The organism is Nocardia macrotermitis, from assembly GCF_009604405.1.
Lineage (GTDB): Bacteria > Actinomycetota > Actinomycetes > Mycobacteriales > Mycobacteriaceae > Nocardia > Nocardia macrotermitis.
In genome coordinates this window covers 362,658-380,362 of sequence record NZ_WEGK01000005.1, presented here as the reverse complement: position 1 = coordinate 380,362, position 17,705 = coordinate 362,658, and the positions used below count along the sequence as shown (strand labels likewise).

Below are 17,705 nucleotides of genomic sequence, written 5' to 3'. Positions count from 1 at the left end.
GGCATGACCACCCGAATCCCCCTCGGGCGGTAAGTTGGAGGCGTGAGGAGCCAGCCGCACGTACTCGGAATCGTGCTCGCCGGTGGTGAGGGTAAGCGCCTGTTCCCGCTCACCAAGGACCGCGCGAAACCCGCGGTCCCGTTCGGGGGTGCGTACCGGCTGATCGATTTCGTGCTGTCCAATCTGGTCAACGCGGGCTTTCTGCGGATTTGCGTTCTCACCCAGTACAAGTCGCATTCGCTGGATCGGCACATCTCGCAGACCTGGCGGCTGTCGGGTTTCGGCGGCGAATACATCACCCCGGTGCCCGCGCAGCAGCGGCTGGGCCCGCGCTGGTACACCGGCAGCGCCGACGCGATCATGCAGTCGCTCAACCTGATCTACGACGAGGATCCCGACTACATCGTGGTGTTCGGTGCGGATCATGTGTACCGGATGGATCCCGAACAGTTGGTGGCGCATCACATCGATTCCGATGCCGGGGTGACCGTGGCCGGGATCCGGGTGCCGCGCAGTGAGGCGAGCGCGTTCGGCTGCATCGATTCCGACGAGTCCGGGCGGATCACGCAATTCCTGGAGAAACCGGCCCATCCGCCCGGCACCCCCGACGACCCGAATATGACCTTCGCGTCGATGGGTAATTACGTGTTCACCACCAAGACGCTGGTGGACGCGATCCGCGCCGACGCCGACGATTCGGATTCCGATCACGACATGGGCGGCGACATCATCCCGACGCTGGTCGCGCAGGGCGAGGCCAACGTCTACGACTTCGCCGAGAACGACGTCCCCGGTTCCACCGACCGCGACCGCGGCTACTGGCGTGACGTCGGCACTATCGACGCCTTCTACGACGCCCATATGGACCTGGTCTCGGTCCACCCCGTCTTCAACCTCTACAACCGGCACTGGCCCATCCGCGGCGCCGCCGAGAACCTCCCGCCCGCCAAGTTCGCCCAGGGCGGCCTGGCCCAGGAATCCATCGTCGGCTCCGGCAGCATCCTGTCGGCCGCCACCGTCCGCAATTCGGTCCTCAGCTCCAACGTCTTCGTGGAGGACGGCGCGACCGTCGAAGGCAGCGTCCTGCTCCCCGGCGTCCGCGTCGGCCGCGGCGCCGTCGTCCGCCGCGCCATCCTGGACAAGAACGTCATGGTCGGCGAGGGCGAAATCATCGGCGTGGACCTCGACCGCGACCGCCAACGCTTCGCCGTCAGCAACGGCGGCGTGGTAACCGTCGGCAAAGGCATTTGGGTATAAGGGAATTCGCCGCGGTGGATTCCCCACGGACGCAGGTACCATCGGATTTGTGATGACGGGATTCAGTGATCAGGTTCTGGTGCTGAAGTTCCTTGCGGCCTCGGTGCTGCTGGTTTTGTTGCCGTTTGCTCTGGGCGGTACCGCCGAGGCCGTGGCGGCTGTGGCTGTCGCGGTTCTGCTGGTGAGTGTCGTCGCATTCCGGGGAGTGGCGGGCCGTGCCGTGGTGGATTCGCGAATCCGTGTGCGCGACAACACTGTTCCGCTGACACCGTGTGGGCATACCGCGCCCGATGTCGCCGGCCACGTTCTTCCCCGAGCTCCGGGATCGGCCTTCCGGCCGTAGTAGATCCCCTGTCCGTTACGTATGTGCTCATTCGAGCGAGCACATACGTGGTCACGTGATGCCTGGAGCTTCCTCGATGAACATCCCACCCCGATCCACTCATGCCCGAATCGCCCAGCGCGTTCGAAATACCTTGTCGCGCTTGCCCGGATATCTGTCCCTCGCCTACTTCACGATCTCGAGTGCGATGTCGACCGTCATGCTCCGAGCAGGCGCGCTGCTACTCGTCGCCATCCCCGTCACCGAAATTCTGATCGGCGTGGACGTGCTCACGACAATCGCACTCCTGGCCCCGGAGGCCGCCGCTGTCATCGCGATCGTCCTGATCGGCGTCTACTTCCTGCGACAAGCGCGACGAAAACGATCCTGACCTGATCCGCGCGGCGGCCGCGCTGTCCCCGGCCCTCGCCAACTCGATGCTGTTGGCGATCAGCTAATTCCAGCCGGGCGGCGGCGTGTTCGGCCCCGCCGTGCAGAACGGGTAGCAGGTGCCGGGGGTCGGGGTGGGGGCCGGATTGGTAGAGGGGCGGCTGCCGTAGCCGGTCACCAGCAGCATGACCAGCAGGGCGACGAAGACGGCGAATCCGAGCACCACGCCGACGAGCACGATCCAGCCTCGTGGCAGCACCTCGATCAGGATCGCCCGCTGTATCACCACTGCCCATCACCCCACAACCGAATCGCTCACTGCCCCAATGGTATCGGTTCGGGGCGATTAGGGGGGCGTTGCCTGGACATCGGCCCGCCGGACGTTCAGCTCGGGTGGACCGGCGAGGGTGTGGGGGTGGCGGCGCAGAAGGGGGCGCAGGTGCCGGGCGTGGTGAGGATCGAGGATTGCTGATCTCCGAAGTGAGCGCCGCTGACCAGCAGCAGGACCAGCACGGCGAGCGCGATGATGAGGCCGAAGACGACCAGTAGGGGGCCGACGAAACCGCCGGGCATGTGCTCGCCGAGCTCGTCCTGGATGTCTACGAATCTGACCATGGTGTCCTCACCCCTCGCGACCACTCGACCGGCTGCGCGGCGGTTTCGGCTGATGGCGGTCGGGCAGGTGGGTGCACAGAACTCCGAGCGATCAGGCGCAGAATACGCCCCCGGAACGGGCCGGGGGCGTATCGGGTGGAAGCCGCGGGCGAACTCTCAGCGAAGATCGCGCCTACGGAAGGCGTACAGGCCCGACGCGATCAGCGCGGCGGCGATCACCAGCAGGATGAGCACCGGTGTCCAGGTGAACGGTTCCGCGGGCAACTTCGGCAGATGGCTGTACGGATCGATGTCCAGAACCCATTGCGGCATACCGGCAATCGAGCCGAGCAGGAACAGCGCCACCCCGGCGGTGAACACACCCCAGGCCACCGAGGCCCACCGCGGCAGCACCCCGAACAGCAGTACCGCGGCACCGGTGAACAACCAGACGGCGGGCAGTTGCACCAGCGCGGCCCCGAGCACCCGCGGCAGCTTCCCGCCGACGTCGTGTGCGGCGATACCGTACGCCAGACCGGCCAGCACACCCGAGATCAGCAGCAGTACAACAGGACCCAGCAGCGCGAACACCAGATGCGATGCGACCCAGCGGATCCGGCCGACCGCCCCGGTCAGCACGATCTCCGCGCGATCGGCCGACTCCTCCGAATTCAGCCGCAGCGTGGCCGATATCGCGTAGGCGGCCGCGGCCAACCCCAGCAGCGTGAACGCGGTGGTGATGAACGCGTCCTCGAGCGCACTGGCCCCACCCATGCGAGCGATGATGTCCGCCACCGCCTTACTGCCGCCCACCTCGTTCGCGATCCCGTTCACGACACTGCCGATGACCAGCCCGTACAACCCCAGACCCACCGCCCAGGCCACGAGCGTGCCGCGCTGCAACCGCCAGGCGAGTCCGAGCGGCCCGGAGAGCACCTCGGACGCCACGGGCGCACCGGGACGTTCGGCGATCAGCCCGGCCCCGACGTCCCGCCGCCGCAACAGCGAATACGCCACCCCGATCAGCACGACCGTGGTCACCACGTGCAGCAGCAGAATCCACCAGTGATCCCCCGACAACGCCCGCACCTGGATCGACCAGCCCTGCGGCGAGAGCCAGCTGAGCGGATCGGCGGGCCCGTCGGCGGCGCGCGCGTCACCCACCGCACGCAGGACATAGGTCACCGCGAGCACCGCGAACGCGACCCCCCGGGCGGTGCGAGCACTCGCCGACAGCTGCGCGGCCACCGCGCCGACGGCCGCGAACACCATGCCCGATCCGGCCAACGCCAGCCCGAATGCCAAGGCCCCGTGCGCATCCACGCCCGCACCCTTGATACTCACCACCGCCAGCAGCCCGGTCGCCAACGCGCCGATACACGAAACCAGCAGTGCCGCAGTCAGATTCGACAGACGACCCAGGCGCGTCGAGGCGAGCAACTCCTCGCGGCCGGTCTCCTCCTCCGCACGGGTGTGCCGGATGACGGTCAGAATGGTCGCGATACCGATGATGGTGAAGAACATCCCGGCCTTCCACAACCCGGCCGCCGCCCCGGAGGTGGTGTTGTAGACCGGCCCGTACATGGCCAGCTGCGCGGGACTGGTATTGACCGTATGTGCGAAGTGCGCCAACTGATCCGGACTCGAATACACCTTCTCGGTGCTCTTCACGTACACACTGCCCAGCGGCAGCGACAGCAGGATCACCCACAGCGGCAACACGATCCGATCGCGCCGCAGATACAACCGCAGCAGCCGCCACGTCCCGGTGAATTCCGAAGCGACACCGGATGATTCGGCACGGCCGAGCGGCCCGGCCAACGTAGCGGTCGTCATTTCGAAACCTCCGCGAGATCGCGGGAGTCCTCGCCGTTGCGCGAATAGTGCCGCAGGAACAGCTCTTCCAGCGTCGGCGGCTGGCTGACCAGACTCCGCACGCCCGCGTCACCGAGCACCCGGATCAGCTCGCCGAGATGTTCGCTGTCGACCTGACAGCTCAATGTGTGATCGCTGAGGTTGACGTCCTCGACACCCGCGATCCGGCTCAGATCCCCTGGGTCACCGATCAATTCGGCCTTGATCGAGGTCCGGCTCAGATGCCGCATCTCGGCCAGCGAACCGCTCTCCACGGTCCGTCCCGCCCGGATGATGGTGACCCGATCGCACAGCGCCTCGACTTCGGACAGGATGTGACTGGACAGCAGCACCGTCACCCCGCGCTCGGCCGCCTCCCGGGCACAATCGCGAAATACCTGTTCCATCAACGGATCCAGGCCCGAGGTGGGCTCGTCCAGCAGCAGCAGCCGGGCCTGCGAGGAGAAGGCCGAAACCAGCGCGACCTTCTGCCGATTGCCCTTGGAGTAGGTGCGCGCCTTCTTGCGCGGATCGAGTTCGAAGCGTTCGATCAACTCGGCCCGGCGCTCGAGGTCCAGCCCGCCGCGCATGCGGGCGAGCAGATCGATGGTCTCCCCGCCCGACAGCGACGGCCACAGCGTGACATCGCCTGGGACATAAGCGATATCGCGATGCAGCGCGACCGCGTCGGTCCACGGGTCCCGGCCCAGCACCTCGGCGGCGCCGGACGTGCGGGACAGGATTCCCAGCAGAATCCGGATGGTGGTCGACTTGCCCGCGCCGTTGGGGCCCAGGAAGCCGTGCACCTCCCCCTCGGCGACGTCCAGATCGAGTCCGTCGAGGGCGCGTACCTGCCCGAAATGTTTGTGCAACTGCCGGACGACGATTGCCGATGACATCGGATCTCCTGTATTCGTGGCGCGGACCGCGACTCCGCGGGATCGTCCCCGGGGTCAGCCCTCCGCGCCGGATCGGTTCTTGGGTGGAATGTGTTGTGCGTCAGTGGTTTCGCGCCCGGACAGCAGAGTGTCCAGCGCCATCGAATCGGTGAGCAGGCCGTTGGTGTAGAGGTCGATAGCGGGCAGCATCATCGCGTCGGTGTACTCCCGCAGCATCTTGGGATAGTCGGGGACACCGTCGTGCTGGGCGAGGTAGAGCTGCATGAAGAGCAGGAATCCCCCGCCGTTCTGCAAACCCATGTACCGGGCGGTCGCCTTCAGGTCCAGCGGTGCGCGCAACGAGCCGTTCTCGATGCCGACCCGCAGATAGGACTCCATATCGCCGACCATGTGGTCGAACATCTCGACCGCGAGCGGTCCGCCCGCCTGCAGACTGCGCATCAGATAGGCCAGGTACGGCGCGAACTCCTCGACCTCGGCCATCGCCTGCAACAGCCCCTTCGGAGAAGGGTTGCTCATGTATTCCATCTTGGCCCTGCGGATGAATTCGCGGACATGATCGTCACATGCCTGCCGCAGCCCGTCCTTGGAACCGAAATGGTGGTTGACCAGGCCGGGTGACACGCCCGCCGCCGCGGCGATGGCACGCACCCCGACCCCGAAACCCTGCTCTCCGAAAATTGTCATCGCGGCCTCGCGGATGCGGGCGCGCGTAGTCAGATCCTCGGGGGATCCTTCCGGTACGGCGACTCCTTTGAACACATGTTTAATATACTAAACAGGCGTTCAATCCGCACGCAAGAGTTCGGCAGATTTTCCGGCGTGTCGTCTTCGCGATTCGGTTCGACGGCCCGCGATCAGGGCTGTGAACTGGGGAAATTACCCGCGCGAGGCGCAGAGCAAGCCGTCGCCGAGCGGGATCAGCACACTCGTCAACCGCGGATCCTCGGCGATCGCGCGAGTGGCCGCGCGCACCGCGTGCGTACCGGCGTCGCGCTGCGCGGGATCGGGCACCCGGCCGCCGAGCAACGCGTTGTGCAGCATGATCGCGCCACCCTCACGCAACAACCGCACCCCCTGCTCGACGTACTGCGGATGTTCCAGCGGCGCGGCATCGATGAACACCAGGTCGTAGGCGCCGTCGGCGAGCCGGGGCAGCACGTCCAGGGCACGGCCGTTGATCAAACGGGTGCGCGCGGGGGCGATTTCCGCGGTCCGGAACGCGTCGCGCGCCGCCCGCTGATGTTCGGGCTCGGAATCGATCGTGGTCAGCGTGCCGTCCTCGCGCATACCGTCCAGCAGCCACAGACCGCTGATACCCGCGCCGGTGCCCACCTCGACCACCGCCCGCGCGCCGAGCAACTGCGCGTACATGCTGAGCAGCGCGCCCACCGACGGCGGCACGGGAGCCGCGCCCAGTTCGGTGGCCCGCTCCCGCGCGGCGAGGAGAACCTCGTCCTCGACCACGGAGTCCTCGACGTACGCGAGGTTGCGCTGCAGGGCCGATGCGGTGGGTATGACGCTCACGCGTATGAGGCTAATCGCGGATCACCGCGACGGCCCGGCGACGCGAGCTCAGTTTTTCTCAGGTGTCACTCAGGCTCCCCATACCACGGCCTCATCGGGACCACGTTAAGTAAGCAGTACGCAAAGGCCGACCGATCGTCGACCGGCGCCGGGAACAACCCGATACGAATCGGCGGTTGTACCCGATACACGACATGACAGTCGTGAGAGCGCCGGGGCACGGTCCCGAGTAGGAGGTAACCCCATCCACATGGTCGATGCGGCGCGTGAGTTCGCCACCCTGCCAGAGTCGAGTATGCCGATCGACGGTAACTCGGCCGAATACCCCTTGCCCGCGGCGGACGGCAGCGACCCTGCCGCGCTCCCCGCCCACCCCGACGAGGCCCTCGAAGCCGAACTCGCCGAGTCCGACCCGTTGTCGGGCACCGCGGCCTTCGACGCCACCGGCGATCGCACCATGATGCCCAGCTGGGACGAACTGGTTCGCGAGCACGCCGATCGGGTGTACCGGCTGGCATACCGTCTGACCGGCGATCCGCAGGACGCCGAGGATCTCACCCAGGAGACGTTCATCCGCGTCTTCCGGTCGCTGCAGAGCTATCAGCCCGGCACGTTCGAGGGCTGGTTGCATCGCATCACCACGAACCTGTTCCTGGACATGGTGCGCCGCCGCAACCGGATCCGGATGGAGGCCCTGCCCGAGGATTACGACCGCGTCCCGTCCGAGGGGCCCGATCCCGAGCAGGCGTATCACGATTCCCGGCTCGATCCGGACCTGCAAACCGCACTCGACTCGCTCGCGCCGGAATTCCGCGCCGCGGTCGTGCTGTGCGATATCGAGGGTCTGTCCTACGAGGAGATCGGCGCGACGCTCGGCGTCAAATTGGGCACCGTGCGCAGCCGTATCCATCGCGGGCGTCAGGCACTGCGCGAGTACCTTGCGCATAATGGATCTCAGGCACGGTTCGCCGCCACGGAGAAGGTCGGGTAATTTACGGCCGTCGGCAGCGGCCGTGTGGTCGGTCGGTATGAGCTGTTGTCAGGTCGGAAGGGTGTGTGCACCGTATGAGTGGCCAGGAGCGCGATTCGGGTAACGCGGCCGGTAGAGCGCCCCAACGCCGACCTCGTTTCGCCCCGACCGAACATCTGGCCAGCGAGGCCATCGCCGCCTACGTCGACGGTGAGCTGCGCATGAATCCCTATCTGCGCGCCGCCGAACATCTGGCCCGCTGCCCCGAATGCGCCGCCGAGGTCGAGGCCCAGCAGCAGGCCCGCATCGCGTTGCGCCAGGCCGCCCAGATGCAGATTTCCGCACCGCACGACCTGCACGACACGCTCAGCCGGATTCCGCTGGCCGACCTCACCGGAAATGGTGTGGACGATATGTCGCGCGGCGCGAGTTTCCTGGGCCTGCGCACGGATTCGTTCCGTTTCCCCTCTTCGGCGGACCGCGATCTGAGTTCCGACAGCAAGCGGTGGACCGGTTGGTGGCGCAAGTAGAGTTCAGGTCGTGAACGGAGCGCAGCGGAGTGAACCATTGACACAGCACCGCGTTGGCGCGGCGGGGGCGAGCGCTAGCGAGGCTCTGTCGTGACTACCGAATCTACGAACACCGGATCACAATCCGCGGCGGACGGGCAGTCGTCCGTGCCGGATTCGGCGGCCGATCGGGGGAACCTGAGGCCGTCGGACGCACCGGTACTGGGCCCGCGGCCGGTTTCCCGGCCCGAGATCGACAAGCACACCGCGCGCGCGTTCCGCCGCCCCGACGGGCAGAGCGGCTCGTTCGCCCCCTACACCGGCACCCCGCAGCAGCAGGCCGCCGCATCCGAACTGGTGAACCGGCCGCCCGACGCGGTCCTGGCCGAGGCGTTCGGCCGTCCCGAGGGCTCCGGCGAATTCCTCCAGCGCGACCCGGACGCGACCGGCGACGCCGCCGCGCCCACCCCACCGGCCGACCCGTGGCGTGATCCGTCCGCCGCCGCCCGGCTCGGCGCGCCCGCGGTCGGCACCCCGCAACCCGAGCGGCCGCAGCCCGGCGTCAAACTCACCGCCCGCGAGGTCCTGTTCGGCAGCCGCGTCGCCCCGAAGGCACTGGCCGTGCTCGGCGTGATCGCGCTGGTCATCGGCGTGGCCGGTGGTCTGGTCGGCCGTTTCACCGCCGAGGCCACCTCGGTGCTGACCTCGAAGAAGGTCACCCTGGCGCAGGACAGCGCGTCGGGTAAACCGCAGGGTTCGGTGTCCAAGGTCGTCGACGCCGTGATGCCCGCGGTGGTGCAGATCCGCGAAACCGTCGGCGACAACGGCGCGCTCGGCTCGGGCGTGGTCATCGACGGCAGCGGCTACATCGTCACCAACAACCACGTGATCTCGATGGTCGCGATGGACAACACCCATCACGGCAAGATCCAGGTGACCTTCTCGGACGGTTCCCGGGTCCCGGCCTCGCTGGTCGGCCGCGATCCCAAGACCGACCTGGCCGTGCTCAAGGTCGACAACGTCAAGAACCTCACCGTCGCCCGGCTCGGCAAATCCGACGACGTGCAGGTCGGCGACGCCACGCTCGCCATCGGCTCGCCGCTGGGCCTGCAGAAGACCGTCACCGCGGGCATCGTCAGCGCGCTGCATCGCGCGATGGTGGAGACCCCGGAGGCCGGTGACGACACCGCGGGCGCGTTCGACGCGGTGCAGACCGACGCGGCGATCAACCACGGCAACTCCGGCGGTGCGCTGGTCGACGGTCAAGGTCGGCTGATCGGCATCAACACCGCGATCCGCAGTGAGAGCGGCGGTTCGGTCGGGCTCGGCTTCGCGATTCCGGTCGATCTGGTCAAGCGGGTCGCGCAGACGATCATTCACCACGGCGTCATCGAACATCCGTGGCTCGGCGTCAGCGCCAAGACCAAGCAGGTGGAGAACGACACGCTCAGCGGCGCGGCCATCGCCGACGTGGTGGCCAACAGCCCCGCGGCCAAGGCGGGTCTGACCGAGGGCGACGTGGTGGTGCAGGTCGGCGATCGCGAGGTCACCGAGCAGGCCGAACTGACCGTCGCGGTGATGTCCCAGCAGATCGGTCAGAAGGTCGATCTGCAGATCGTGCGCGACGGGCGTCGGGTCACGGTTCCGGTAACGCTGGAATCCGACCGGAACGCACCCAAGCCGGCCCAGTAACCTGGTCTCATGTTCGATATCGGCTGGCCCGAGATGATGATCCTGGTGGTTGCCGCCTTGGTCGTGCTCGGGCCGGAACGGTTGCCCGGGGCCATTCGCTGGACCGCGCAGAGTCTGCGGCAGGTACGCGATTACGCGAGCGGTGCGACCAGTCAGCTGCGTAGTGAACTCGGTCCCGAACTCGACGAGCTGCGCAAACCGCTCGACGAGTTCAACGAGTTGCGCAAACCGCTCAATGATCTACGGGGGATGACGCCGCGTTCGATGGTGACCAAACACCTGTTGAACGGGGACGATTCGTTGTTCACCGGTAATTTCGACACACCGGGCGGCACGTCGTCGCCGGATGCGGCGACCTCGTACACCCCACCGGCCGCGGCCCCGCCGAAACCGCTGGCGCACAACGAGAAGCCGCCCATCGATTTCGACGCGACATAACGATTTCGTCGTGGACCGGCCGGTCGACCGATGACATTCGGCGAGGTAGCGAGCCGATGCGCGTCGCCAGTCGGAAATATCACGTCAAGTGGTCTAGACACATACCGCTGTCGAGGTATCTAGACTGCGCACATGTCTGCCGATGAGGTGGCACGGGTGTTCGCGATCGATGACAAGGTCGAACGCCTCAAGGCGGCCACCGACGGGGTTGCCCAAGCGCAACAGACCATCAACGAGCTCACGCGCATCCGGCGCGCAGTCATCCGGGACCTGCATGCCGAGGGTTGGACGTTCGCCAGAATCGGTGCGGCCGCAGGACTTTCGCGTGCGCGCATCCATCAGGTGAGTACCCAGGGGCCGGTGCCGGAGGGCCTGTTCTTCGGGCACGGACCGCTCACCATCCTGACTCCCGAGGTGCGCAGTACCACCCGCACCGCACCGCTGGTCGGCGCGCCCGATGCCACCGCACCGCACCGCCTCCAGGAATTACTGCGCGAGCTGGGGTTCTCGGTGACCGTCGAACGTTTCCTACCCGGGCGGGCGCTGGATCTCGAGCGGGACGGACTCATCGTCCTGGGCGGCCCGGAACTCTCCCCGAGTCTGCGTTATCTGGCCGCCGCCGATCCGCGCCTGCGTCGCACCGTCGCCCGCGCCGGACGGGTGCGTCGCGGTATCGAGGACCGCGCCGCCCGCCGCGTCTACCGCCCCGGCGGCACCGAACCCTACGACATCGCGTATCTGGCCCGGCTGCACCGCCCCGACAGCCACGGCACGGTACTGCTCATCGACGGCCTGCACCCGCCCGGTTCGCTGGGCGCGATCCGCCTGCTGGCCACCCGCCTGGCCACCCTGCACGAGCGTGCGGGCACGCACCCGTTCTCGGCCGTCGTCGGCGTCCGCTACGACCGCAACACCGGGGAACCGCTCGAGGCGGATCTGCTGACACCCATCTATCGCCACGAGCGCTGAGCTTTCCGCCCCGGCATCCTCGACGCATGTCGATGGGTACCGACGTGTTCCGTCCACCCGCATGACAGTTCGCCGCGCGAGCGACCCGAAACGTCGGCCGACGACGGCGACCGGACGCTCCGGGGCAATCACGATGCGCCGGAATCTCCCACGCGCACAAGCGTATTCGCCGGGCGGCCCGGGGACGGTGCAGCATCTCGCCACCGCACCGGCCGGTCTCGGGCACCCGGCGACACACCGCGGTCACCGCGCGGCGAAAACTTCTCAGGCAGCGACGATCGCCGGACGCAGCGTATTCATCGGAGGACGATCCTCCAGTGAGACCTCGGTGCTCAACGCGGTGAATTCGTCTCCCACCAAGGGGAATTGAGTCAGCGCCGCGCCGGAATCGCGAATTCCGGTGCGGCCCAACATGGTTCCCATGATCTGACGGCTCATCACGCCCAGGTCGGACAGCGGGCGGTTGCGGTGCGTGCGCACGCCCAGGTTGACCTGGCCGATGGCGGACATGCCGAGCAGATCGTAGGTGTCCAGCAGCAGGCCGATCTCGACGCCGTAGCCGGGGGCGAAGGGGATCGCGGTGAGCAGCTCCCGGGTTCCGGCGTATTCGCCGCCGAGCGGTTGCAGCACCCGGGACAGGTCCGGGCGCAACGCCGCCAGCAAGGGGCGGGCCACCAGTTCGGTGACGCGACCGCCGCCGTTGTGATCGACCGTCTGCCCCTGTCGCAGCGGACGACGGTAATACGCCTTGACCAGATGCATATCCGGCACCGTCAGCAGCGGGCCCAGCAACCGGGGCACGAAGGACGGATCCGGATCGATCAGATCGGAGTCGACGAACGCGATCAGATCACCGGTGGTGGCCGCCAGCGAGCGCCACAGCACCTCGCCCTTGCCGGGTACCGGATCCAGTTCCGGCACGGCCTGTTCGCGGCTGACCACGCGCGCCCCGGCGGCGCGGGCGCGTTCGGCGGTGGCGTCGGTGGAGCCGGAATCCAGCACCACCAGTTCGTCCACCAGGGTGCCCAGCAGCGGCAGGATGCTGGCCACCACGTCGGCGACGGTGTTCTCCTCGTTCAGCGCGGGCAGCACCACCGAGACGGTGCGGCCCGCTTTGGCGGCGACGAGTTCGTCGACGGTCCAGTCCGGGCGGTCCCAGGTGTTGCTGGTGGCCCAGGTGTTGTCGGGGATACGGTCGGGGTTGGTCGTCATACCAGACCTCGCAAGGTTCGTGCGGGAGGACGGATGCCCTGTATGGCCGCGATCATGTCCACTACTCGCCGGGTCGCGGCGACCTCGTGGACTCGGAAGACGCGGGCGCCGGCCGCGGCCGCCCATGCCGTTGCTGCCAATGTGCCCTCCAATCGCTCGGACAGGCCGACACCCAGGGTCTCCCCGATGAAATCCTTATTACTCAGCGCCATCAAGACCGGCCATCCGGTATTTACAAGAATGTCCACGGCACGCAACAGTTCGAGCCCGTGATAGGTGTTTTTGCCGAAATCGTGCGTCGGGTCGATCAGGATCGCGTCCTTGGCCACGCCCGCGGCCGCGGCGTTCTCGGCGGCCCGCACGACCGTCTCGGTGACCTCCGCGACCACGTCGTCGTACCGCACCCGATGTGGCCGGGTGCGTGGCCGCGCGCCGCCGGTGTGGCTGCACACGATGCCCGCGCCGGTCGCCGCGGCGACCCCGGCCAGATCCGGATCCGCGCCCGCCCAGGTGTCGTTGATCAGATCCGCGCCCTCGGCCACCGCCGCCCGCGCGACATCCCCGCGCCAGGTGTCCACACTGATCAACAGCTCGGGATAACGCTCCCGGATAGCCGCGACGAACGGCACCACCCGCCGCGTCTCCTCGGCGGCATCCACCACATCCCCCGGCCCCGCCTTCACCCCGCCGATATCGACCAGATCGGCCCCCTCGGCAACGGCCCGATCCACCGCCGCCAACGCCGCGTCATCGGAGAATGTGGCTCCCCGGTCGTAGAAAGAATCCGGCGTCCGATTCACGATCGCCATCACCAGAGCCCGATCCGTCGCCACCGTTTTCCCGCACAAAGTAGGTAACGGCGGCACAGCACTCATACCCCGACTGTACTGGAGCACCCGTTCCGCCTCGGTGCGCCTTCGGTCTGCCCGGAACTCACGCGACGAATGGGCGCCCGGACATAGGGTGTCGCCGGGCGTTCACGAAAACGGTTGTCGCATCGGCAGATGCCTGCGTATCCGGGGCGCTTCGTGATGAAATTGACCCGAACAGCCGGGGCGCTGTCACAACTTCGGGAGGGAATTCGGATGGCCGTGCAGATCAGGCTCGTGGGCGATACCGCCGCGCGGGAGATCGTCGAGCTACGGGACTGGCTGTCACGGGAAGACGAGTTGCGCGGACATGTCCAGGCGGTACCCGCCGCCATCGAGGCCGATGAGATGGGTGGCCTCGTCGAGGTGCTGATGGTCACCCTCGGCGCGAACGGGGCGGGCGCGACACTGGCGGCGTCGCTGTCGGTGTGGATCAAACACCGTCGGCCCACGGTGAAGATCGAGGTCAAACACGCCGACGGCCGGGAAGTCACGATCGATCTGCGCAACGCGCCGGATCTGGATGTGCCGGAGTTGCTCGACGCGATGCTCGCGGGCTGATGCGCCTGCCGGATCCGTCCCGGTCGCGGGCATTACTGCTGGGCGCGAGTCTGTTCACCGATCCAGAACTCCCCGACCTGCCGGGCGTCCGGAACAACCTCGCCGACCTGGCCGAGATCCTCGTCGGTCCAGCTGGGACGGCGCTGTCGAGCGAATACTGCATTGCCTTGGCCGACGAGTCCGACCGCGGCGTCATCGGGCAGCAGTTGAACACCGCGGCGACCGAGGCGGAAGACATGCTGCTCGTCTACTACGCGGGCCACGGCCTGGTGGGCATGGACGGGCAGCTGTACCTGTCGCTCCCGGACACCCGCAGCAACCCGGACATGGTGTCGTGGACGGCACTGCCGTTCGAACTGGTGCGCAACACCCTGGCCAAGGCCCGTGCCGACAATCGAGTCCTGATCCTGGACTGCTGCTTCTCCGGAACAGCCATCGATCTGATGACCGACGTCACCACAGCGGTGTCCGGCCAACTGACCGTCGCGGGCACCTGCACCCTCGCCTCCTCCCCTGCCAACCGCCCGTCCAGGGCACCCAGCGGAGCCAGGCACACCGCCTACACCGGCGAACTACTGGCGTTACTGCGCAACGGCATCGAGGACCCCGGCATCGACATGCTCACCCTCGACGTGATCCACGAGCATCTCCAGAAGACGTTGCCGTCCAAGGGATTTCCCCGCCCGGAACGTCGCAGTACCCGAAACATCGGCCATCTCGCGCTTGCCCGTAACCGGCGCAACCCACACATCGATCCGACAGCCCTGGTCATCCTGGCAGAAGAGCTGGGCGACGCGGGAGACGGACAAGGGGCGGAGCGGCTCAACCGACAAGCCGCTTTGCAGAACAACGCCACGGCTATGACCAACCTGGGCTGGCTACTCTACGGGCGAGGCGAACTCGTCGAAGCCGAACAATGGTTTCGACAGGCGGCCGCCCAGGACAACGCCGCGGCGATGAACAACCTGGGGTCACTGTTGGAGGAGCGAGGCGAAACAGCCGAAGCCGAACAGCTGTACAGCCGAGCCGCCGCACAGGGCCACGCCCTCGCCATGTGCAACCTGGGATGGATCCTCGATCGACGCGGCGAACTCACCAAAGCCGAACAGCTGTACCGGCAAGCCGCCGCACAGGACGACGCCTCGGCAATGAACAATCTCGGATGGCTGCTCGACCGACGCGGCGAACCCACCGAGGCCGAACAGTGGTACCGCCAAGCCGCCACACAGAACGTCGCCGCGGCCATGTACAACCTGGGATCGCTGCTCGACCGACACGGCGAACCCACCGAAGCCGAACAGTGGTACCGCCAAGCCGCCACACAGAACAGCGTCCTGGCAATGAACAATCTCGGACAGCTGCTCGACCGACACGGCAAACTCACCGAAGCCGAACAGTGGTACCGCCAAGCCGCCACACAGGGCAACGCCCTGGCAATGTCCAACCTCGGATGGCTGCTCGACCGACGCGGCGAACTCATCGAAGCCGAACAGCTGTACCGGCAAGCCGCCGCACAGGACAACGCCTCGGCAATGAACAATCTCGGATGGCTGCTCGACCGACGCGGCGAACCCACCGAGGCCGAACAGTGGTACCGCCGAGCCGCCGCACTGGGCAATGCCCTGGCGATGAACAATCTGGGATCGCTGCGCGAGCGGCAGGGCAAGCTCGCCGAGGCCGAACAGCTGTACCGGCAAGCCGCCGCGTCGAATAACGCGCTGGCGATGAGCAACCTGGCATCGCTGTTCGAGCGGCGCGGTGCACTCGTTGAAGCCGAACGCTGGTACCGGCAATCCATCGAGGAGGGCAATGCCGAAGCAGCCGGCAAACTGGAGTCGTTGACACGCAGGTTGCGTCGCACCTGAGGACGGGGCCCCGCGTTGCCGGGCAACGGTTCAGCGGACCGTCCTCAGAGGTCGGCGGTTTCGACAGGTAGGTCCTCGGCGGTGCGCAGGGCGTCGGTGAAGTCGGCGAGGATTTTCATCGAGGAGCCGGACAGGCCGTCGGTGGCGCGGGCCAGGCGTCGAATTCCGGTGTCGCGCAAGGCTTCGACCACGGCGCGGTCGTGGCCCCGCGCCCAGGTCACCGATTCGCGGGGGCCGGGCTCGGGCGGGCCGGGTTTGCGGTTCCGGCCGCCGATCAGGGTCAATATGCGCACGTTCACATGGTAGAAGCCATGATCAGTCCAGTCGGACACAATGCTCGGATCCTCTGCGAGGGGACACGCGGCACGGTTCGGCTGGTCGAAGACGCGGGCCGCGTGGCCGCTGGGACGGGTTTCGCGCTCAGCCGGACCGGGCCGCCAGCGCGTCGAACGCCTCGGGCAGATCCGGGGTGACCCGGATCCGGTCGAGGGAGGCCGGGGTGACGAATCCGCTGTCGCGCAACTGATCGAGCCAGGTGAACAGGCCCTGATAGTGCCCGAGCGGGTCGAGCACGACCACCGGTTTGTCGTGCATGCCCAGATAGCCGCCGGTCCAGGTCTCGAAGAACTCCTCCAGCGTGCCGATGCCGCCGGGCAGGGTGAGGAAGGCGTCGGCGCGATCCTCCATGATGCGTTTGCGCTCGCGCATGGTGTCGGTGACGATCAGTTCGTCGGCGTCGACATCGGCGACCTCGTGATGCACCAGCTGTTTCGGGATGACCCCGATCGTGCGCGCACCACCCGCGCGGGCCGCCACCGCGACCGCGCCCATCATCGACACGTTCCCGCCGCCGGACACCAATTGCCAACCGCGCCGGGCGATCTCGGTGCCGACCTGGGTGGCCAACCGCAGCTGCGCCGCATCCCCCGCACTGGCCGAACAGTAGACGCACACCGCGAACGTCCGCTCGCTCACCACTGATCCTCCGTCCCGATCACATCCTCGCCGCGGCCCTCCGCGGCGCGCACCACGATGTCGACGACCTGCTCCACGCTGTCGGTGACCTGCACCAGACTCAGATCCCCGGGCGAGATCTTGCCCGACCCGAGCAGCGAATCATGCAGCCAGTCAACCAGACCCGACCAGTACCGGGTGCCGAACAGGATGATCGGGAAGCGGGTGATCTTGTGCGTCTGCACCAGCGTCAGCGCCTCGAACAGCTCGTCCAGCGTGCCGAATCCGCCCGGCAGGCAGATGAACGCCTGCGAATACTTGACGAACATCGTCTTGCGTGCGAAGAAATAGCGGAAGTTGATCCCGAGATCCACCCACTCGTTCAGACCCTGTTCCATCGGCAATTCGATGCCCAGGCCGATCGAGAATCCGCCCGCCTCGTGCGCGCCGCGGTTGGCCGCCTCCATCACACCGGGACCGCCACCGGTGATCACCGCGAAGCCCGCCCGCGAGAGCGCATCGCCGATCGCCCGCGCGGCCTGATACTCCGGATGGTCCACCGGCGTCCGCGCGGACCCGAAAACCGTTACCGCACGCGGTATTTCGGCGAGCGCACCGAATCCCTCCACGAATTCGCTCTGGATCCGCAGCACCCGCCACGGGTCGGTGTGCACCCAGTCGGTGGGACCGCGGCCGTCGAGCAGATGCTGATCCGTGGTGCCGGTCCCCTGTTTACGATCCCCCCGCAACATGATCGGCCCCCGGAACTTCGGCGCCGATCGAGGCGATCGGGACGCGGCGGGCTCGGTTTCGCTGGACATGA

21 protein-coding genes are annotated in these 17,705 nt (G+C 67.2%); 10 read left to right on the top strand and 11 right to left on the bottom strand.

Annotated elements, in window-relative coordinates:
* Positions 1 to 42: 42 nt before the first annotated feature.
* From glgC to NRB20_RS14615, 3 genes are all read left to right on the top strand, one after another.
* Positions 43 to 1,257, top strand: coding sequence for a glucose-1-phosphate adenylyltransferase (gene glgC, locus NRB20_RS14625; RefSeq protein WP_319944914.1), 1,215 nt, complete (start codon positions 43 to 45; stop codon positions 1,255 to 1,257).
* Positions 1,258 to 1,309: 52 nt separating this feature from the next.
* Positions 1,310 to 1,600, top strand: a complete 291-nt coding sequence (locus NRB20_RS14620) for a hypothetical protein (RefSeq protein ID WP_153410621.1) — start codon at positions 1,310 to 1,312, stop codon at positions 1,598 to 1,600.
* A 142-nt stretch (positions 1,601 to 1,742) separates the two neighbouring features.
* Positions 1,743 to 1,970: a hypothetical protein gene (locus tag NRB20_RS14615; protein ID WP_153410620.1), complete on the top strand. Its 228-nt coding sequence runs from the start codon at positions 1,743 to 1,745 to the stop codon at positions 1,968 to 1,970.
* Between the two features lie 63 nt (positions 1,971 to 2,033).
* Here NRB20_RS14615 and NRB20_RS14610 read toward each other — a convergent pair whose 3' ends face one another.
* From NRB20_RS14610 to NRB20_RS14585, 6 genes are all read right to left on the bottom strand, one after another.
* Positions 2,034 to 2,258, bottom strand: a complete 225-nt coding sequence (locus NRB20_RS14610; protein WP_319944913.1) for a hypothetical protein — start codon at positions 2,256 to 2,258, stop codon at positions 2,034 to 2,036.
* Positions 2,259 to 2,353: 95 nt separating this feature from the next.
* Positions 2,354 to 2,584 carry a hypothetical protein gene (locus tag NRB20_RS14605; RefSeq protein ID WP_227833493.1) on the bottom strand — a complete coding sequence of 77 codons (231 nt, stop codon included), beginning with the start codon at positions 2,582 to 2,584 and terminating at the stop codon, positions 2,354 to 2,356.
* A gap of 156 nt (positions 2,585 to 2,740) precedes the next feature.
* A complete protein-coding gene (locus NRB20_RS14600) occupies positions 2,741 to 4,399 on the bottom strand; it encodes an ABC transporter permease (protein WP_153410619.1) in 1,659 nt (552 codons plus the stop codon).
* Complete coding sequence (locus tag NRB20_RS14595; protein ID WP_153410618.1) at positions 4,396 to 5,316, bottom strand: ABC transporter ATP-binding protein; 921 nt, start codon at positions 5,314 to 5,316, stop codon at positions 4,396 to 4,398. Before NRB20_RS14595 ends, NRB20_RS14600 begins: the two co-directional genes overlap by 4 nt.
* Positions 5,317 to 5,370: 54 nt before the next feature.
* Positions 5,371 to 6,078, bottom strand: coding sequence for a TetR/AcrR family transcriptional regulator (locus NRB20_RS14590; RefSeq protein WP_319944912.1), 708 nt, complete (start codon positions 6,076 to 6,078; stop codon positions 5,371 to 5,373).
* 117 nt (positions 6,079 to 6,195) lie between these two features.
* Positions 6,196 to 6,834, bottom strand: a complete 639-nt coding sequence (locus NRB20_RS14585) for an O-methyltransferase (RefSeq protein WP_319944962.1) — start codon at positions 6,832 to 6,834, stop codon at positions 6,196 to 6,198.
* A 259-nt stretch (positions 6,835 to 7,093) separates the two neighbouring features.
* Between NRB20_RS14585 and sigE the strand changes: the two genes are divergently transcribed.
* From sigE to NRB20_RS14560, 5 genes are all read left to right on the top strand, one after another.
* The gene (gene sigE / locus NRB20_RS14580) at positions 7,094 to 7,834 is read left to right on the top strand and encodes an RNA polymerase sigma factor SigE (protein WP_153410617.1); all 741 of its coding nucleotides are present in this window, start codon (positions 7,094 to 7,096) and stop codon (positions 7,832 to 7,834) included.
* Positions 7,835 to 7,908: 74 nt separating this feature from the next.
* Positions 7,909 to 8,343, top strand: coding sequence for a zf-HC2 domain-containing protein (locus NRB20_RS14575; RefSeq protein ID WP_153410616.1), 435 nt, complete (start codon positions 7,909 to 7,911; stop codon positions 8,341 to 8,343).
* A gap of 90 nt (positions 8,344 to 8,433) precedes the next feature.
* On the top strand, positions 8,434 to 10,014 hold the full coding sequence (locus NRB20_RS14570; RefSeq protein WP_319944911.1) for a S1C family serine protease: 1,581 nt from the start codon (positions 8,434 to 8,436) through the stop codon (positions 10,012 to 10,014).
* Between the two features lie 9 nt (positions 10,015 to 10,023).
* Positions 10,024 to 10,452, top strand: a complete 429-nt coding sequence (gene tatB, locus NRB20_RS14565) for a Sec-independent protein translocase protein TatB (RefSeq protein WP_153410615.1) — start codon at positions 10,024 to 10,026, stop codon at positions 10,450 to 10,452.
* A gap of 132 nt (positions 10,453 to 10,584) precedes the next feature.
* Complete coding sequence (locus NRB20_RS14560) at positions 10,585 to 11,421, top strand: hypothetical protein (protein ID WP_153410614.1); 837 nt, start codon at positions 10,585 to 10,587, stop codon at positions 11,419 to 11,421.
* 264 nt (positions 11,422 to 11,685) lie between these two features.
* Here the strand turns inward: NRB20_RS14560 and NRB20_RS14555 are convergent, their stop codons facing one another.
* Positions 11,686 to 12,633, bottom strand: coding sequence for a glucosyl-3-phosphoglycerate synthase (locus tag NRB20_RS14555; RefSeq protein WP_153410613.1), 948 nt, complete (start codon positions 12,631 to 12,633; stop codon positions 11,686 to 11,688).
* On the bottom strand, positions 12,630 to 13,508 hold the full coding sequence (folP, locus tag NRB20_RS14550; protein ID WP_153410612.1) for a dihydropteroate synthase: 879 nt from the start codon (positions 13,506 to 13,508) through the stop codon (positions 12,630 to 12,632). Before folP ends, NRB20_RS14555 begins: the two co-directional genes overlap by 4 nt.
* 210 nt (positions 13,509 to 13,718) lie before the next feature.
* Between folP and NRB20_RS14545 the strand changes: the two genes are divergently transcribed.
* Positions 13,719 to 14,063, top strand: coding sequence for an effector-associated constant component EACC1 (locus NRB20_RS14545; protein ID WP_153410611.1), 345 nt, complete (start codon positions 13,719 to 13,721; stop codon positions 14,061 to 14,063).
* Positions 14,063 to 15,928: a tetratricopeptide repeat protein gene (locus NRB20_RS14540; protein WP_153410610.1), complete on the top strand. Its 1,866-nt coding sequence runs from the start codon at positions 14,063 to 14,065 to the stop codon at positions 15,926 to 15,928. The genes NRB20_RS14545 and NRB20_RS14540 overlap by 1 nt, the downstream gene beginning before the upstream one ends.
* Positions 15,929 to 15,972: 44 nt before the next feature.
* Here the strand turns inward: NRB20_RS14540 and NRB20_RS14535 are convergent, their stop codons facing one another.
* From NRB20_RS14535 to NRB20_RS14525, 3 genes are all read right to left on the bottom strand, one after another.
* Positions 15,973 to 16,221, bottom strand: coding sequence for a hypothetical protein (locus NRB20_RS14535; protein WP_153410609.1), 249 nt, complete (start codon positions 16,219 to 16,221; stop codon positions 15,973 to 15,975).
* Positions 16,222 to 16,348: 127 nt separating this feature from the next.
* Positions 16,349 to 16,903, bottom strand: coding sequence for an LOG family protein (locus NRB20_RS14530; protein WP_406603824.1), 555 nt, complete (start codon positions 16,901 to 16,903; stop codon positions 16,349 to 16,351).
* Complete coding sequence (locus NRB20_RS14525; RefSeq protein ID WP_153410608.1) at positions 16,900 to 17,703, bottom strand: LOG family protein; 804 nt, start codon at positions 17,701 to 17,703, stop codon at positions 16,900 to 16,902. The genes NRB20_RS14530 and NRB20_RS14525 overlap by 4 nt, the downstream gene beginning before the upstream one ends.
* Between the last annotated feature and the right edge of the window lie 2 nt (positions 17,704 to 17,705).

What these genes read in the sequence shown, in the direction of transcription:
- NRB20_RS14620 (WP_153410621.1), top strand. Translation starts at nt 1,310, where the DNA reads ATGACGGGATTCAGTGATCAGGTTCTGGTGCTGAAGTTCCTTGCGGCC.
- NRB20_RS14605 (WP_227833493.1), bottom strand. Translation starts at nt 2,584, where the DNA reads ATGGTCAGATTCGTAGACATCCAGGACGAGCTCGGCGAGCACATGCCC.
- NRB20_RS14600 (WP_153410619.1), bottom strand. Translation starts at nt 4,399, where the DNA reads ATGACGACCGCTACGTTGGCCGGGCCGCTCGGCCGTGCCGAATCATCC.
- NRB20_RS14595 (WP_153410618.1), bottom strand. Translation starts at nt 5,316, where the DNA reads ATGTCATCGGCAATCGTCGTCCGGCAGTTGCACAAACATTTCGGGCAG.
- sigE (WP_153410617.1), top strand. Translation starts at nt 7,094, where the DNA reads ATGGTCGATGCGGCGCGTGAGTTCGCCACCCTGCCAGAGTCGAGTATG.
- NRB20_RS14575 (WP_153410616.1), top strand. Translation starts at nt 7,909, where the DNA reads ATGAGTGGCCAGGAGCGCGATTCGGGTAACGCGGCCGGTAGAGCGCCC.
- tatB (WP_153410615.1), top strand. Translation starts at nt 10,024, where the DNA reads ATGTTCGATATCGGCTGGCCCGAGATGATGATCCTGGTGGTTGCCGCC.
- NRB20_RS14560 (WP_153410614.1), top strand. Translation starts at nt 10,585, where the DNA reads ATGTCTGCCGATGAGGTGGCACGGGTGTTCGCGATCGATGACAAGGTC.
- NRB20_RS14555 (WP_153410613.1), bottom strand. Translation starts at nt 12,633, where the DNA reads ATGACGACCAACCCCGACCGTATCCCCGACAACACCTGGGCCACCAGC.
- folP (WP_153410612.1), bottom strand. Translation starts at nt 13,508, where the DNA reads ATGAGTGCTGTGCCGCCGTTACCTACTTTGTGCGGGAAAACGGTGGCG.
- NRB20_RS14545 (WP_153410611.1), top strand. Translation starts at nt 13,719, where the DNA reads ATGGCCGTGCAGATCAGGCTCGTGGGCGATACCGCCGCGCGGGAGATC.
- NRB20_RS14540 (WP_153410610.1), top strand. Translation starts at nt 14,063, where the DNA reads ATGCGCCTGCCGGATCCGTCCCGGTCGCGGGCATTACTGCTGGGCGCG.
- NRB20_RS14525 (WP_153410608.1), bottom strand. Translation starts at nt 17,703, where the DNA reads ATGTCCAGCGAAACCGAGCCCGCCGCGTCCCGATCGCCTCGATCGGCG.